The sequence below is a fragment of the Kribbella sp. CA-247076 genome, from assembly GCF_050942445.1.
Classification (GTDB): domain Bacteria; phylum Actinomycetota; class Actinomycetes; order Propionibacteriales; family Kribbellaceae; genus Kribbella.
The window spans coordinates 1,684,618-1,700,655 of the sequence record NZ_CP192051.1 but is presented as its reverse complement, the minus strand read 5'-3'; the positions used below and the strand labels follow the sequence as shown (position 1 = coordinate 1,700,655).

The window sequence follows — 16,038 nt, the reverse complement described above, 5'->3', positions numbered from 1 at the left end:
GGAGGATTCACATGTCGATCGAGCAGTTCAGTGTGCGGGGGCGATTGGCTGACACCGGTGAGGGGATCACCGGTGACGAGCTGCAACTGGCGGCGCGCAACCACGGGATGCCGCTGGAGGGTCTGCGGTACGACGTGACGCCGCCCGGGCTCCACTACGTGCTGGTCCACTACGACATCCCGGCGACGAACGCGGCCACCTGGACGCTGACCGTCGACGGATGTGTCGAGCAACCGTTGTCGTTCGGCCTGACCCATCTCCGGGCGATGGGCCGCCGGACGGTGCGGGTCACGCTCGAGTGCGCCGGCAACGGACGCGCCGCGTTGCAACCGCGGCCGATCAGCCAGCCCTGGCTCAACGAGGCCGTCGGTACGGCGGAATGGACCGGCGTGCTGTTGTCGGATCTGTTGCGGGCGGCCGGGATCCGCGAGGACGCCGTGGACGTGGTGTTCACCGGCGCCGACCACGGAGTCGAGCGCGGGGTCGAACAGGACTACCAGCGTGGACTGTCGGTGACCGAGGCGATCGACTCCGGCGCGATCGTCGCCTGGGAGATGAACGGTCAGCCGCTCCCGCCGCAACACGGGTACCCGCTGCGCCTCGTCGTACCCGGGTGGTACGGGATGGCGAGTGTGAAGTGGTTGCGGTCGATCGAGTTGATCGACCACGAGTTCACCGGGTTCCAGAACGCGGTCGCCTACCGGATCCGCAAGGACGCCGACGACCCGGGCGAGCCGGTGACCCGGATCCAGCCGCGGGCGCTGCTGATCCCGCCCGGCTTCCCGGACTTCATGAGCCGCCATCGATTCGTTGCCGCTGGCACCGTTACTTTGCACGGCCGAGCCTGGTCGGGGTGGGCGCCGATCGAGCGGGTCGAGCTCAGCGTGGACGCCGGCGTCACCTGGCACCCGGCCAAACTGGATGCCATTGGCAACGATGAGCTCGCCTGGCGGTCGTTCAGCTACGACTGGGACGCCACGCCCGGCGAGCACGTGCTCACCGTCCGCGCCGTCGATGCGAGCGGCCGCGAGCAGCCGATCGAAGCCGAGTGGAACCGCGGCGGTTTCGCCAACAACACCGCCCAGCGCATCACCGTTCTGGTCACCTGATCGGACCGCGTGTCGCTGGCCTGTTGCGGGCTCGCGCCGTTCCATGCTGGAGACGTACACGGTCTCACTCCAGGAGTGGTGCGGTGAACGAGCTGGGCATTGAGGTGCATCTGCACGCACGGGTGTTCCGGACGGCGGGTGAGTGGTACGCCGACGTCGACGACGAACTCGATCCGCAGCCGGACAACCCGTTCTGGTGTGGGTCGTACGAGTCCCAGCGGGCCGCGATCGACGCGGCCTGCGCCCGGATCGCGGCCCTGCACCTGGCCCACACCACCCGCCTCGCCGAGCAAGCCTCCTGACCACAGCCGAGCAGGCCTCCTGCCCACTGCCGACCAAGCTCGTCACCACTCCCAGACAGGGGTCCGGACTACTCGGGTTCGTTCCCGGCCGGACCGCCGATGCGGTACGGCGTGGTCACGCCGACGTACATCAGATGTGTCATCAGGCCCTCCGTCGCGTGCGGCAGGTTGTGGCAGTGGTCCATCCACAGACCGGGATTGTCGGCCACGAAGGCGATCTCGTAGGTCTCGTCGTTGCCGACCTCGAGCGTGTCGACCCACCACGGCGACCCGCTCGCGGCGACCCCGTTGCGGGACAGCACGACCGCGTGGTGCCCGTGCAGGTGCATCGGATGGGCCTGCCCACTGGTGTTCGAGATCGTCATCCGGACAACGTCGCCCTCGGCAACCATGTACATGGGTACGTCGGGGAACTTCTTCCCGTTGATCGTCCACCACAACCCGGGCCGCCCGTCCAGGAACCCGGGCCGCCGGCCGATCCGGTACTCGAAGTTCCGGTCCGCCGCGGCCGGGTCGAACCCCAAGGGAGCCGCGGCGCCGTAGGTCAGCAGATCCACAGTCTCCGCGGGCAGCTCGCCGCTCGGTGCCGACCCCGACCCGATCCCCAGCGACAACGCCGCCGACCCCGCGACGAGCCGCATCCCGCCCGGAGGCACCACGGCCTCGAGATCGACCCGGGCACCGGCCGCCAACGGGAAGGCTGCCGTGACCGGCGTCGGATTGTTGACATTCCGACCGTCGACAGCGACCACCCTCGACTGCGTGCCGATCAGGCCGACCCGCAGGATCGCGTTGTCGGTGTTGATCACCCGCACGCGCGCCGTCGTACCGGCGGGCAGATCCACCTGCTGGGTGCCCGTCCGTCCGTTGATCGTCCGCTTGCCGTCGTACGTGTGGATCGCGGCGATGACCTCACCAGGAGTCTGCGGACCGATCACGATCGTGCCGAACAGGCCGCCCTTCACCAGCTCGCTGGACACCTGGTGCGAGTGGTACCAGTACGTCCCCGCCTGATCGGCCAGGAACCGGTAGACATGCGTCCCACCGATCGGTACGGCGTCCTGCGTCACCCCGGCGACCCCGTCCTCGGCGTTCGGTACGTCGATGCCGTGCCAGTGCAGCGTGGCACCGTCGGGCACGTTGTCGTTGACCAGCGTGACCTGAACCAGATCACCGACCTGAGCGCGGATGAGCGGACCGGGAGACGTCCCGTTGAGCGTGTAGCCGTCGACCGTCTCCCCACTGGCGAGTTGGTACGTCGCCTTCCGCGCGGTCAGCGTGACGTCGACGTCCGGCGTACCCGTGCGCGGCCCGGTGAGATCGGCGACGCTCGTACCGCCGTGGTGAGCGTGGCCGCCGCCCTTGTGGGCGTGACCGCCGGAGTCGGGGCCGCCGCCGTAGTCGGCGTACCCCATCTCCGCGGCGGAGTAGTCGTTCGGCACCAGGCTGGTCGCCCAGAGGTACCCCAGCGGCGCGAGCACCGCCAGGGCCACCCCCAGCGCGATCAGCCGGCCGGTGCGTTTAGACATGAGCCGTCGACGGCGCCACTGCCTCGCTCGACCGGCGAGCCGCGGCCGCGGCCACCCCGGCGATCGCCAGCCCGTTAATGCCGTGCAGCACGCCCAGCGCCGGGATGCCGAACGAGGCGATCGCGAGCGCGAACTGGACCGCGACCAGGCCGACGATGATCCCGGCCAGCGCCCGCCCGCGCGGCACGTTCGTCAGGAAGGACACGATCAGCAGGATCAGCGCGACCAGCCCGATCGCCGTGCCCGCGATGCTGTGGTAGCTCTGACCGAAGTTGGTGTAGTCCGCCCCGATCACGGCGCCGTCGCCGGCGTCCTTCGCGACAGTGAAGCCCGCCAGCGCGATCGACGCCACCTGGAGGGCGACGGCGATCGCGATGGCCAGGGCGAGGACCCGGTACGCCGTCCTCATGCCCGACGCTCCTGCTTGCGCTTGCGGACGATCACGACCGCGGCCACGATCAGCAGCAACGGCAGGATCGGCGGGTGCCCGCCGCCCACCACACACCCGATCGACGCGATCAACGCCACCGCGGCGAGCGCGAGCAGCAACGGCAGCGGGACCTTCCCGAGCGGCCCGCGCGTCGTCCACCCCGGGCGGCCCGGTCCGCCGTTGCGCGCCGCACCCTCGGGCGCGGTCCACGGCGGCTTCGTCCAGCCCCACGGCCCACCCCACGCCTCACCCGAGCCGGCACCGGCGGCACCGGCGCCAAAGCCAGAGCCAAAGCCAGAGCCGGAGCCCGGAGTGGCGCCCGCCCGGTGCTCACCCGGCAGGTCCGAGAACAGCGCGGCCAGATCGGCGTCGGTCTTGGCCTCCAGTGCGTGGCCGATCCGCTCGGTGTGCTCCTCGGCGGTGAGCCGGCCGGCTTCGTAGTGCTCGCCCAGACGCTTGACCGCGTCCTCGCGTTCCTTGTCCCCGATGCGGATCGGTCCGCCCGGTCTCTCGTCGCTCATGACACTCCTCGGTGCTCGCAGTTCCTTCGACTGCACCAAGGTTGTCGTCCGGACCCCTGTCACCGCGTCGCCTCGGCGGCGACACCTCACCTACCCCCGGAGGAGCACACTGCGCTCTCGGACGCAGTACGACGTACTCCCCCGGGCGTAGGCGGACCCCGGGGAAACCCTCAGGCGTTCGCGGCCAGGATCTGGTTGACGTCGTCGTTGGCCTCGGCCAACGACGCCGGCTCGGCCTCGAACGACATCACCGCGTCCATCGCCGGCGTCATCACCGCGGTCACGTCGGCCGCGTTCGGGTTGGCCGGGTACGGGAAGACGTCACCCGCCTCGACCGGCTCCAGGAACGGGGTCACGTCCCACCCGGCCTCGGCGAACGCCGCCTTGGCCGCCGGCATGCTCGCCGCCACCGCCGGGAACACCACTCCCGCCTTGGCGACGATGTCCTGCGCGGTCTGCGAGCCGAGGAACTTCACCCAGGCCCAGGACGCGTCCCGGCGGGTGGTGCCCGCCCAGATCGTGTCCGCGAGCCCGTTCATCATCGACATCCGCTTGCCGATCGGGCCGATCGGCAGCCGGGCCAGCTTGGTCTTCACCTGCTTCAGCCCGGCGTAGGTGCCGAGCATCCAGGAGCCGTTCGGGGTGATCGCGTACTTGCCCGCCCCGAAGCTGGTGGTCACGTCCACCCCGGACTTCGCCTGCGCGTACGTCGGCATGTAGCCCTTGGTGATCAGGCCACGCCACCACTCGATGGTCTCGGTGAACTTCGGGTCGCCGTAGAAGAACTTCGTCCCCCACGGTTCGCCCTCGGAGTACTTCCACCCGTTGATCGCGGCGTACCAGCTCCAGCTGGTCTGACCGTCGCCGCCGCCGGCATCGGCGTACCCGAGGCCGTAGACCTTGACGTCGTCCTTGTCGAACCCGGGCTGGTCACCGCGGCGGCCCTTGGAGTCGACCGTCAACCGCCGGACGATCTGCTCGAACGTGCCGCCGTCCTTCGGGTTCCAGGTCATCGAGTTGAGCTGCTCGGTGCTGATCCCGGCGGCCTCGGTCAGGGCGCTGTTGTAGAAGTAGACCTCGGTGTCCCAGTCCTTCGGCAGGCCGTACCGCTTGCCGTCGGCACCGATCCAGCGGTCGGCCAGACCCTTCTGGTAGATGCTCAGGTCGACGTTGTCGCGGGCGACGAACTCGTCGATCGCCAGCACCTGGCCCTTGTCCGCGAACAGCGGATACTTCGACGAGTGCCCGGTGAACACGTCCGGCGCGGTCTCCGAGATGAACCCGGTCACCAGCTTCGACCAGTAGTCGTTCCAGCCGTACTGCTCGATCTTCACGGTGTACTGCGGATTCTGCTCGTGGAACACCTTCGCGCACTCGGTGTACATCGGCAGCTGGGCCGAGTCCCAGAGCCAGTAGATGACCTCGCCCTCTCCCCGGGCGGCGGCACCGTTGTTGCAGCCGGCAACCGCCGACGCGGCCAGCCCGGCGAGTCCGGCCTTCAGCAGTGTGCGTCTCGACATGGTCATGACAGGCACCTCACTTGATCCCGGAGAAACCGATGGAGTTGGTGATCTTCTTCGCGAACGCGCAGAACAGCACGATCATCGGCAGCGCCGCGACCAGTGTGGCGGCCATCAGCCCGGCCCAGTCCGGCCCGCCCTGCGGGGTCTGCGAACGGAACACGCCCAGCGCGACCGTCAGCACCCGGACGTTCTCCTGCTGGCCGACCAGCAGCGGCCAGAAGTAGTCGTTCCAGGAGTTGATGTAGGTCAGGATCGCCAGCGTGGTGATCGGCGCCGCGCTCATCGGGATGATCAGGCCGAAGAAGATCTTCCGGTGCCCGGCGCCGTCGATCATCGCCGCCTCCTCCAGCTCCCGGCTGATGCCGAGGAAGAACTGCCGGAGGAAGAAGATGGCGAACGGTGTCATGAACGCACCGGGCAGGATGATGCCGGCGAAGCTGTTCAGCAGCCCGAGGCTCTTGATCAGCACGAAGTTCGGCAGCGTGGTGAAGATCGGCGGCACCATCAGCGCGGCCAGGAACAGCGCGAACACCTTGTCCCGCCCCGGCCAGCGCAACCGGGCGAACGCGTACGCCGCCATCGCGCTGAAGAACACCTGGCAGATCGTGGTGATCGTTGCCACCACCACCGAGTTGCGCAGGTACAGCCAGAAGTTGACCGAGGCACCGGAACCACCCTGCGCCTGGGCCTCCTCCAGCGTCGACAACCCGAGCACTCGCTTGAACGCGCCGAGCGTGGTCTCGACCGGGAGCAACGAGTTCGGGTGGCCGGCCAGCTGGGTGTTGTCCGACAGCGCCGTACGCAACATCCAGTAGAACGGGAAGAGCGTGATCAGCATCAGCACGGCCAGGCTGACCCAGGCCGCGATGCGGCCGGGACTCATCGACTTCGTCATGCCAGGTCACTCTCCTTCGCGCGGAGCAGCCGCAGCTGCAACAGCGAGACCACCGCGAGGATGGCGAACAGCACCATCGCCATCGCCGAGGCGTAGCCGAAGTCGAACCGGGTGAACGCCCGCTCGTAGATGTAGTAGTAGATGACCCGGGTCGCGTTGATCGGGCCACCGGCCGTGGTCACCGCGACCGTGTCGAAGATCTGGAACGAGCCGATCATGGTGACCACCAGGACCATCACCAGGACCGGCCGCAGCAGCGGCAGCGTGATCCGCCAGAACGTCTTCCACTCGGTCGACCCGTCCACCTCGGCGGCCTCGTAGACGTACTTCGGGATCATCTGCAGCCCCGCGAACACCAGCAGTGCGGTGTAGCCCATGTGCCGCCAGACGTTGATGCCGGCGATCGTCGGGATCGCCCACTGGGACTCGCCGAAGAAGGCGACCGGGTCGATCCCGATCCAGGTGAGGCCCTGGTTCACGATGCCGACCTGGAAGTCGAGCATCCAGTACCAGACCAGCGCGACCACCACGTTCGCGACCAGGTACGGCAGCAGGATCACGGCCCGGACCGTGATCGACTGGGTCAGCCGGTACATCAGCATCGCGATCCCGACCGCCAGCACCGTCTGCACCCCGATGTTGATCACGACGTACTCGACCGTGACCAGCAGCGCGTTCCAGAACAGGCTGTCCTGCAGCATCCGCTCGTAGTTCGCCAGACCGTTGAAGTCCGGCGCCTGCAGCAGGCTGTACTCGGCGAAGCTCAGGTACGCGCCCCGCAGCGTCGGCCAGATGTAGAAGACGACGAAGCCCAGGGTGGCCGGAGCCAGGAAGATCATCGCGACCTTCAGGTCCCCGAGGCTTCGCCGCCGCCGCGGCGCGGCCGTCGCCTCCCCGTGACTTCGTCTGCTCGTCGGTGGTGCGTTGGTGGTCGCGGTCACGGGGATCTCCTTCTCAGTCGTCGATCGACCGGGGCTAGTCGATCGCGGTCACGTCCAGCAGGATCGCGCTCTCGGGCCACTGGGCGGGGATCTGCACCCCGACCGCGGCCAGGGCCGCGCCGTTCAGTTCCACCTGACCACCGTCGGTCCACCAGGACGCCGCCCGCGACTCCGGCCCGGGTGTCGCGGTTTTGGTGACCCGGTACGTCCGGTCCGCGTCCAGACCGGGCAGCCGGACCCGGCCCACGGCCGACGTGACCGACTGGGTCAGTTGTACGGCGGCGTACACGGCCCGGGAACCGTCCTGGGCGACCACGCCGTGCAGCATGAAGTCGTCCGGACCGCGGTCGGCGCGGACCACGCGACCGGTGTGCAGCAGCGGCCGCAGCTCCTTGTGCAGGGCGACCCAGCCTGCGAGTTCCACGCGCTCCTCGGGGGTGGCGGAGGCGATGTCCCACTCGATACCGAAGTGGCCGAACAGGGCGGTGGTCGCGCGGAACGACAGCGTCTGGGTACGACCGGTGGTGTGCGCCCGCGGCGGGCCGACGTGGCAGCCGATCAGCTCCGGCGGCAGCAGCAGTTGCGTGTAGCGCTGGATCGTCTGGCGCTCCAGCGCGTCGTTGCTGTCACTGCCCCAGACCCGGTCGGTGCGCTCCAGGATGCCGAGGTCGACCCGGGCACCTCCGGACGAGCAGGACTCGATCTCCAGCCCCGGGTGCCGCCGCTTCAGCTCGTCGATCAGCCGGTACACCGCCAGCGTCTGCGCATGGATTCCGGCCGTCCCGGTCAGCTGGTTGCCGCCGTCAACGAAGTCGCGGTTGTGGTCCCACTTCAGGTACGCGATGTCGTACTCGGTCAGCAGCGCGTCCAGCCGCTCGAGGATGTAGTCGTACGCCGCCGGGACGCCGAGGTTCAGGCCCTGCTGGTGCCGCGCGGTCGGCGGCATGCGGTTGCCGGTGGCAAGGATCCAATCGGGGTGCTCGCGGGCCAGGTCGGAGTCCGGGTTCACCATCTCCGGCTCGACCCACAACCCGAACTGCAGTCCGAGACTCTTCACGTGGTCGACCAGCGGGTGCAACCCCTTCGGCCAGATGCCCTCGTCGACGTACCAGTCGCCGAGGCCGGCGTGGTCGTCGCGCCGCCCGCGGAACCAGCCGTCGTCCAGCACGAACCGCTCGGCCCCGACCTCGGCGGCCGCGTCCGCGAGCGCCTTCAGCTTGTCCAGGTCGAGGTCGAAGTAGACGGCCTCCCAGGTGTTCAGTACGACGGGACGCTCGGTCTTCGGGTGGTTGTCGCGGGCCCGGAGGAACTCGTGGAAGCGGGCCGACGACTCGTCCAGGCCGACGCCGTACGAACCGTAGATCCACGGCGTGCTGTAGGTGCCCTGCGACTCGAGCCGGCCCTCGCCCGGCAGCAGGAGCTCGCCGCCGCCGATGACGCCGTACCCGCTCATGCCGCGTTCGGCGTACGACCGGTGGTTTCCGCTCCAGGCAGTGTGGACGGCCCAGGTCTCGCCGGCCCGGAAGCCGAAGTTCGGCGTCCCCGCGACGAGCAGCAGCGTCGCGTCGGCGCCGGTGCGGCCGCGGCGGTTGTCGCGGACGTGCGCGCCCTGGGTGAACGCGTGCCGCTGCGGGTGCCGCTCACCGATGTGCCGGCCCGTCAGGTCGAGCAGCTCGGTCGCCTCGGTCGGCACCGGCAGCGCGAGCACGAGCCCATCCACCGTGTACGGCGTACCGCCGGTGTTGGTGAGGTCAGCCATGGCCCTGACCAGGCCGGAGTCGGTCAGCTCGATGGTCAGGCGGAGCTTCAGGCCCGCCTCGGGGTCCTCGGCGTCCGCCCGCACGGTGGTGCCGGTCTGCGCGACGGCGGTCAGCCGGAAGCTCGCGGAGAAGTCCTTGCCGTCGCGATGGCCGCTCAGCCCCGGCAGCCCGAACCAGCCGGTGGAGTACTCCGGCACGATCGCGACCGGTTGGTTGTCGTCCAGACCGTTGCCGTCCTGGACCGCACCGGCCCCACGCCTCAGTTCCAGCAGAGCTTCCCCGGTCAACTCGCCCAGGTCCGCGCCCCAGTGCAGGACGGACGGAAGCGCGGGACCCGAGCAGTCCAGCACCAGACTGACCCCGGCATTCCGGAGCTGCAGCACCTCGATGTTCGACACTGTTGATTCACTCTGCTTTCTGATTGATTTCAGGACGGAACTATTTACCTCGCCAGCCGCAATGTCAATGCTTCACGAAGTTAAGTAATTACCCTAGGCCCGGCACCGGTCCCCAGCAATCGCTGTCCCACGCCCAGAAAGCGAGCCGCCCCACGGTCAGGACGTCAGCCGTGCCCTGACGAGAAGCTCGCGCACGGCCCGGCTCGGCCTTGGCTGCCATCAGCTCCCCCAGGTACGCCGGCGCCTCGGGCACCTCCTGGACAAGCTCCCGCAGATCAGCCTGGACGACCCCGGTCCGCATCAGGTGGATGCCGGTGAGGAGGACCCGGAAGATGTAGAGCAGCGGCTTCAACTCCTGCTTCTTCAGGAAGAAGTCCCACTGCGTGTTCGCGAATCCGCGATAGTGGTGCGCGTGCCCGGTCGAGAGTCTCAGGGCCCGTGCGCAGGCCGACGACTTCCGCGGCGGGCAGGACGTGGACACCGCGGAGGTCGACGTCGGAGTCGCGGGACGGAAAGCCGTAGAGGTGGGCACCGGAGACTGTTGCGAAGAGCAACCGGTAGGGCTGTTCGCCCATGATCTGCCGTAGCTCGGCGTAGTCGAGCTCTCGCATGTCACGCATCGGTGAGGCTCCTCTTCCGGACGGATCGGAGCCAGGCGTCGACGCGGACGACGTCCGGAGTCGCCGGGAGCACCGTACGTCGCAGGGCGTGATCGAGCTCCTCGTGCAGGCCGAGCCGCCAACGCTCGACCTCCTCCCACGACAGCTCACCGCGCTTGACCGCGAGCAGCCGCTCGCGGTCGGGGCCGACGTCGACGACCAGCGTTGCCTCCAGCAACAGACCACGGGCCGCGAGCAACAGCCGGATCAGGTGCATGACGTGCTTCCACTTCGGCGCACCGTCCCGCCGGAAGTCCGCCTCCAGCTTCTTGAACTGGCTGAGGACGTAGCCGGAGTACGTCTGGTAGGCCAACTGCGACAGAAACGCGTCGCGCAGGTCCACCAGTTCCTCGCCGAGCGGAGTCTGCCGGACCACCAGCGGCGAATGCAGGACCTCCAGCAGGTTGGGGTTCGCCTTCAGCGCGAGTTCGCAGAACCGCTCGACCTCCCACGAGAACCACTCTGGCTCCGGGCCGTCCACGTGGGTCGGCGGCTTGGCCAGCGACCAGAACGCCTCGGTCGGGGCGACGTACACACCCCGGGTGTCGGTGTCCGAGGTGTCGGTGTCGAGGCCGAACGCCCGCGAGCCGACGACCGCGGCGTACATCGTGTGTTCGAGCACCAGGCGGTCGCCGTCAGGTTGATCCAACTCGATCGCCTCGTCCTGGTACGCCGTACGCAGGCTCAACTGATCGCGCCGCGCCACGGTCTCCCGGCCGTCGACGAGGCGCACCGTGTAGCGGCCGTCCGGCGTGACGCCCGCGACCCGGCCGGTCGCCCCGCGTTGCGCCGTACCGCCCCGGTCGTCGGGCGCGGCGACGCGGATCACCACCTGCGTCCCGACCGGCAGTTGCGGCCGTCGGACTGACATGGCCCCATCCTCCCGGACGTCCAGGCCATCACAATTGCCGGCCGCCGCGAGTTCCAGGCGGGTCGTGCACGCGGGCGGTCGATTGAGATGGCCTGGCGATCCGCAGCCTATTGACAAATTTTTCTGTCAAGTGGAGGGTGGGGGGTGTGTTGGGGTACGTGGAGGAGCCGGAGAAGGTGCGGTTGGCGTTGTCGCCGATCCGCCGGCGGCTGCTGGACCTGTTGCGAGAGCCGTCGTCGGCGACCCAGCTCGCGGCGGCGCTGGAGGTGCCGCGGCAGCGAGTCAACTACCACCTGCGGGAGCTCGAGAAGGCCGGGCTGGTGGAGTTGGTCGAGGAGCGGCAGCGGCGTGGGTTCACCGAGCGGATCCTGCGGGCGTCCGCGGCGACGCTGGTGGTCGACCCGGCCGTGATGGGCCGCGCGTTCAGCTCGATCCAGGACCAGTACGCCGCCGAGCACCTGGTGGAGGTTGCCGCCGGCACCGTCCGGGACGTGGCCCGGATGCAGAGCAAGGCCGATGCCGAGGGCAAGCGCCTGCTGACGTTCACGCTCGAGGCCGAGGTCCGGTTCGCCGAGCCCGGTGACGTGCACCGGTTCACCGACGCGCTGACCGAGGCGATCCGGCGGACCGTCGAGGAGTTCGACAGCGACGGCGGTCGCCCGTACCGGCTGATCGCGGGAGGCCACCCGGCGTCCCGCCGTACCGATGACGGATCGAAGGACCCGGGAGGGAAGGCATGACCGAGGACAGACCGCGGATCGTGGTGACGGTGGCCGCGCCGGTCGAGGCGGTGTGGGACGCGATGCGGGACAAGGAGAAGATCCGGCACTGGCACGGCTGGGAGTACGAGGGTCCCGAGGGCGGCCTGGAGGAGGAGATCGACCTGATCTACTTCACCCAGGTCACCGCGGACGCCGAGCACGGGATCCTCACCCTCGGCAGCGGCGACGAGTTCGTGGTCGAGCCGGCCGAGGGTGGCGCGCGGATCACCCTGACCAGGGCGGCGCACGGCGACAACCCGGACTGGGAGCAGTACTACGACGACGTCACCGAGGGCTGGATCACCTTCCTCCAGCAGTTGCGGTTCGCGGTGGAACACCACCAGGGCGAGACCCGGCGGACGCTGTTCTACTCGGGCACCGGGGCGACCTCGCCGATCACGGAGCTCGGCATCGACATGCAGCCGAGCGGTACGCCGTACGAGCTCGACCTGATCGGTGAGCCGGCGAAGGGCCAGGTGTGGTTCACGTCCGACCACCAGGTCGGCCTGACCGTCGACAGCTGGGGCAACGGCCTGCTCGTCCTGAGCCACATCCCACCCTCGGAGCAGAAGCCCGACGGCGCCTCGATGGCCATCCTCACCCTGTACCGCGACGTCGCCCGCGACCCGATCGACGAGCGCTGGAAGACGTGGTGGGAAGCCCGCTACCCCGCCCCGCTCGACCTCCCTGGCTGAGCTTCGAGCCGGGAGTACTGACACCGCGGTGACAGTGCGCAAAGGTGTCAGTACTCTCGGTCTGTTCTTCGGGGTTACCCGGAAGTACATTTCTCGCCACGGTGGCCGGGCCGGTCACCGACCTCCGGCGAGAGAGGCCTTCCGGTGAAGATTCCGCCCCGCTCTTTGACCGCAGTTCTCGTACTCTCCATGGCTGGGCTCGGCCTGGTCGCAACCCCCGCGCAGGCCGACGGGCCCGGGACCGGTACGCCGTACGTCGTGACCGTCGGCGACTCCTACATCTCGGGCGAGGCCGGCCGCTGGGCCGGCAGCTCGAACAACTCCGAGGCGCCGGCCGACGCACTCGGCGCGCACGCCTACCACGACAACGCCAGTGGGACCGCCGAGCAGATCCCGAGGTGTCACCGCAGCCGGTCGGCCGAGGCGTACATCGGCGGCGGTGTCGGCGGACTGAACCTGGCCTGCTCGGGCGCCCGCACCACGACCACCACGGGCGACTACTTCAAGCCCGGGATCGACTTCTACGACGACGGCGCCGGGCACCTCGGCCAGGCGAAGCTGTTGCAGCAGTTCGCCGCGAGCCACAACGTCAAGCAGGTGGTCGTGTCGGTCGGCGGCAACGACTTCAACTTCGCGGCGATCGTCACCCGGTGCGTGCAGAACTTCCTGCTCTCGCCGTCGTGGTACCCGGACTACTGCAAGGACGACTCCTCGGTCGTCAACAACTTCACCGCCGCCAACGTGACCACCGTCCGCGGCCGGATCGCGACGGCGTTCCAGAACATCCGGACCGCGATGCGGAACGCCGGGTACGGCGACAACGCGTGGACGCTGCTCGTCCAGACGTACCCGTCGCCGCTGCCGCCCGGTAGCGGGATCCGGTACGTCCAGACCGGCTACACCCGCCAGAGCATCGGCGGCTGCGGCTTCTGGAACGCGGACGCGGACTGGGCGAACAGTACGGCGCTCGTCACCATCAACAACACCGTCCGCGCGGCGATCGGCCAGTCCGGGCTGACGAACACGCGGTTGCTCGAGCTGCAGTCGGCGTTCAACGGCCGGCGGCTGTGCGAGAAGACGGTCGGGCTGTACGAAGAGGTCGGCCTGAGTTCGTGGACCCAGGCGACCGCGGTCGACAAGACCGAGTGGATCAACCAGATCCGGACGGTGACCACGGTCGGCTCCAACTACTACCTCCAGGAATCCCTCCACCCCAACTACTGGGGCCAGCTCGCCACCCGGTCTTGCGTGCGGCAGGCGTACGCCCAGAATCGCGGCGGCACCTGCACGATCTCGGGCGCCGGTCTCCTGAATGGCGAGCCCCGGATGACTCTCAACTGACAGCTCAGGCGTACGGCGGTCCGCGGCCGGGCCGCCGTACGCGCGGGTGGGTGTCCAGCGGGCCCGCCGCGCCGGGGTGAGTGTGACGAGGCTCATGGGGGCGGGGCGGTCTGGACCCGGGGTGGGTCGGGCAGGCAGAATCGCGCAGACGGGTTGGCTGCCGGGTGGGGTGTTAGTTGGAAACCGAATTCGCGGTGTCGCTCGGTGCGCAGCGCTGGGCGCTGCCTGCCGACGGCGACACGATCACCATCGGCCGCGGCTCGAACGCCGACATCAGGCTGCCCTCGGACGACCAGATCTCCCGGATCCACGCCCGGCTCAACCGCAGCGGTACGGCGTGGACGCTGGTCGACGAGTCCCGCAACGGCACCGGCCTGAACGGCCGCCGCCTCGCCGCGCCCACCGAACTCACCGACAACGACCGAATCCACATCGGCCGCTCGGTCCTCACCTTCCACAAGACCCCCACCGCCGACCCCGCCCCGGCAGCCCCACCACCCGACCGCTCCCAGGCAGCCCCGTCACCTCAGCGGGACGCGGACAGCAGCCCGCCTCCGTCGGCGGCGGTCCCCCCGCCCGTGGTCGCACCACCGGCAACTCCCCCACCGGCAACCCCGCAGCCCCAGCCCGGACCACCCGGACAAGCTCCGGCCGGTCCGCCCGGAACGACTCCGGCCGGACCGCGGGGGGAGGCACCGGCTGGACTGCCCAAGGAGCCATCGGCTGGACTGCCCAGGGAGGCATCGGCTGGACTGCCCAGGGAGGCATCGGCTGGACTGCGCGGGGAGGCGTCGGCGAGCCCGCCCGGGCGCACGCCGGCTGGCTCGCCGGACGCCGGCCAACCGGCGTGGGAGATGCGGGTTGGATCACCGGATCACCCCGGCGCGCAGGCTCCGCACGACTCGCCGGCCCAGCCGGGTCAGCCCGGTTCACCCGGAAGGCCTGGTGCGCAGACTCCAAACGCCTCGCCGGACCAGCCCGACCCACAGACCCCGTACGACTCGCCGGGTCAGCCTGATTCGCCAGGCTTGCACGGCTCGCCTGGTCAGCCTGGTTCGCCGGGTCAGCTTGACCGGCAGACCCCGCATGGAATGGCGGATCAGCCTGGGGCGTCGGGCGGGCATGGCTCGCTGGATCGGCCTGGTTCGCCGGGCGTGCACGGATCCGCGGATGAGCCTGGGGCGCCAGGCCCGTACGGCTCCTCGGATCAGGCTGGTTCGTCGGGGTACGAGCAGGCGGAGTCGGGGGATTTGTTTGATCGGATCATTGGGGGAGATCGCCAGGACGCGGACGGTGGGGAGTGGGTTGGTGGGGCGCGGGTCGGATGGGTTGATCCCGAGGAGGCGCGGGACGCCGCCTGGGATGCCTACCCGTCGGCGGACAACCCCGAGCCGGCCCGTTCGCCGTGGTCGGGCACCCAGCGTCCGGCGCTGACCCACCCGGAAGGCGCGCAGGCGAGCTGGTCGGAGTCGGCCGGCTGGCCGGAGTCCGCGTTCGAGCAGGAGCGACCGAGCCGCGCGGAGCAGCCCGAGCCGGGACGCCGCAAGCCCGAGCCGGGACGCCGCAAGCCCGAGTCGGTACGCCGCAATCCCGAGCCGACCGCGGAGTCACAGCCCGGCCACGTCCGGCTCGTCCGGGTCCTGCTGGTCGCGGCCGCCGTACTCGGGCTCGGCCTGGTGATCAACGTCGCCGCGTCCTTCTTCGGCGACGGTGTGGGCGGCGCGCTGCGGTGGCTGGTCCCGCCCGCGATCGCGCTGGTCGCCGCCATGGTGGTCGCGCTGATCGACGCGTTCTCGTCCGAGGAGCGACCGGCGGGCGGCCGCCTCGACGTACCGGTCGTGATCGCGATCGTCGCCGTCCTGGTCGGCGTCGGGATCGGCGGGTTCGCGCTCACCGCGGGCGCCGAGTACGTCGCCGGATACGTCACCGGCAAGGAGTCGGGCGAGGACCGCCTACTCAAGCCGGCGGCCAAGACCGGCGCCGGCCTGACCGTCACGGTCGAGAACGTCACGTACACGAGCCACTTCACCCGCGTCCAGGTCGTGGTCAGCAACGGCGGCGACCAGTCGCTGCCGGTCCCCCACGACGACGTCACCTTCACCGGCCCGGACGGGACCTCGCTGAAGGCCGACGGCTTCCGCAGCGACTGGCCCGGCTCCGTCCCGGCCGGCGGTGTCGAACGCGGGACCATCACCTTCACGGGTCACCTGCCCGACGAGCTCACCACCGCGACCCTCAACCTGAAGTCCGGCGAGACCACGTTCGCCGTCCCGGTTGCCCTGAGCAACTGACAGCAGCCGGCC

At 69.6% G+C, this 16,038-nt stretch carries 15 protein-coding genes and 2 pseudogenes; 7 read left to right on the top strand and 10 right to left on the bottom strand.

Annotated features, from left to right (window positions below; all coding sequences use genetic code 11):
* Nucleotides 1-11: 11 nt before the first annotated feature.
* Complete coding sequence (locus ACQPYZ_RS08160; RefSeq protein WP_433166815.1) at nucleotides 12-1,109, top strand: sulfite oxidase; 1,098 nt, start codon at nucleotides 12-14, stop codon at nucleotides 1,107-1,109.
* 83 nt (nucleotides 1,110-1,192) lie between these two features.
* Nucleotides 1,193-1,411, top strand: a complete 219-nt coding sequence (locus ACQPYZ_RS08155) for a hypothetical protein (RefSeq protein WP_433166813.1) — start codon at nucleotides 1,193-1,195, stop codon at nucleotides 1,409-1,411.
* Nucleotides 1,412-1,479: 68 nt separating this feature from the next.
* Here ACQPYZ_RS08155 and ACQPYZ_RS08150 read toward each other — a convergent pair whose 3' ends face one another.
* From ACQPYZ_RS08150 to ACQPYZ_RS08105, 10 genes and pseudogenes are all read right to left on the bottom strand, one after another.
* Nucleotides 1,480-2,940: a multicopper oxidase family protein gene (locus ACQPYZ_RS08150; protein WP_433166812.1), complete on the bottom strand. Its 1,461-nt coding sequence runs from the start codon at nucleotides 2,938-2,940 to the stop codon at nucleotides 1,480-1,482.
* Nucleotides 2,933-3,349 (bottom strand): hypothetical protein, encoded by a 417-nt coding sequence (locus ACQPYZ_RS08145; protein ID WP_433166810.1) that lies wholly within the window; start codon nucleotides 3,347-3,349, stop codon nucleotides 2,933-2,935. The genes ACQPYZ_RS08150 and ACQPYZ_RS08145 overlap by 8 nt, the downstream gene beginning before the upstream one ends.
* Nucleotides 3,346-3,891: a DUF1707 SHOCT-like domain-containing protein gene (locus tag ACQPYZ_RS08140; protein ID WP_433166808.1), complete on the bottom strand. Its 546-nt coding sequence runs from the start codon at nucleotides 3,889-3,891 to the stop codon at nucleotides 3,346-3,348. The genes ACQPYZ_RS08145 and ACQPYZ_RS08140 overlap by 4 nt, the downstream gene beginning before the upstream one ends.
* A gap of 170 nt (nucleotides 3,892-4,061) precedes the next feature.
* Nucleotides 4,062-5,417, bottom strand: a complete 1,356-nt coding sequence (locus ACQPYZ_RS08135; RefSeq protein WP_433166806.1) for an ABC transporter substrate-binding protein — start codon at nucleotides 5,415-5,417, stop codon at nucleotides 4,062-4,064.
* Between the two features lie 10 nt (nucleotides 5,418-5,427).
* Nucleotides 5,428-6,309: a carbohydrate ABC transporter permease gene (locus ACQPYZ_RS08130; RefSeq protein ID WP_433166805.1), complete on the bottom strand. Its 882-nt coding sequence runs from the start codon at nucleotides 6,307-6,309 to the stop codon at nucleotides 5,428-5,430.
* Complete coding sequence (locus tag ACQPYZ_RS08125; protein ID WP_433166803.1) at nucleotides 6,306-7,250, bottom strand: carbohydrate ABC transporter permease; 945 nt, start codon at nucleotides 7,248-7,250, stop codon at nucleotides 6,306-6,308. The genes ACQPYZ_RS08130 and ACQPYZ_RS08125 overlap by 4 nt, the downstream gene beginning before the upstream one ends.
* Nucleotides 7,251-7,284: 34 nt before the next feature.
* Entirely contained in the window at nucleotides 7,285-9,408 is a 2,124-nt protein-coding gene (locus ACQPYZ_RS08120) for an alpha-galactosidase (RefSeq protein WP_433166801.1), read from the bottom strand.
* A gap of 88 nt (nucleotides 9,409-9,496) precedes the next feature.
* A complete protein-coding gene (locus ACQPYZ_RS08115) occupies nucleotides 9,497-9,889 on the bottom strand; it encodes a DNA polymerase beta superfamily protein (RefSeq protein WP_433166799.1) in 393 nt (130 codons plus the stop codon).
* Between the two features lie 30 nt (nucleotides 9,890-9,919).
* Nucleotides 9,920-9,983: pseudogene (locus ACQPYZ_RS08110) on the bottom strand (hypothetical protein); the annotation flags it as partial.
* 37 nt (nucleotides 9,984-10,020) lie between these two features.
* Nucleotides 10,021-10,938: a nucleotidyltransferase domain-containing protein gene (locus tag ACQPYZ_RS08105; RefSeq protein WP_433166797.1), complete on the bottom strand. Its 918-nt coding sequence runs from the start codon at nucleotides 10,936-10,938 to the stop codon at nucleotides 10,021-10,023.
* Nucleotides 10,939-11,084: 146 nt separating this feature from the next.
* Here ACQPYZ_RS08105 and ACQPYZ_RS08100 point away from each other — a divergent pair, with 146 nt between their 5' ends.
* The 5 genes and pseudogenes from ACQPYZ_RS08100 to ACQPYZ_RS08080 all read left to right on the top strand — a co-directional run bounded on the left by ACQPYZ_RS08100 (nucleotide 11,085) and on the right by ACQPYZ_RS08080 (nucleotide 16,026).
* Complete coding sequence (locus tag ACQPYZ_RS08100; RefSeq protein WP_433166795.1) at nucleotides 11,085-11,678, top strand: helix-turn-helix domain-containing protein; 594 nt, start codon at nucleotides 11,085-11,087, stop codon at nucleotides 11,676-11,678.
* The gene (locus tag ACQPYZ_RS08095; protein ID WP_433166794.1) at nucleotides 11,675-12,394 is read left to right on the top strand and encodes an SRPBCC family protein; all 720 of its coding nucleotides are present in this window, start codon (nucleotides 11,675-11,677) and stop codon (nucleotides 12,392-12,394) included. Before ACQPYZ_RS08100 ends, ACQPYZ_RS08095 begins: the two co-directional genes overlap by 4 nt.
* Before the next feature lie 189 nt (nucleotides 12,395-12,583).
* Nucleotides 12,584-13,735, top strand: coding sequence for a hypothetical protein (locus ACQPYZ_RS08090; protein WP_433166792.1), 1,152 nt, complete (start codon nucleotides 12,584-12,586; stop codon nucleotides 13,733-13,735).
* 194 nt (nucleotides 13,736-13,929) lie between these two features.
* Nucleotides 13,930-14,136, top strand: a pseudogene (locus ACQPYZ_RS08085) (FHA domain-containing protein); the annotation flags it as partial.
* Nucleotides 14,137-14,985: 849 nt separating this feature from the next.
* Nucleotides 14,986-16,026 (top strand): hypothetical protein, encoded by a 1,041-nt coding sequence (locus ACQPYZ_RS08080; protein WP_433169841.1) that lies wholly within the window; start codon nucleotides 14,986-14,988, stop codon nucleotides 16,024-16,026.
* The last annotated feature ends 12 nt before the right edge of the window (nucleotides 16,027-16,038 follow it).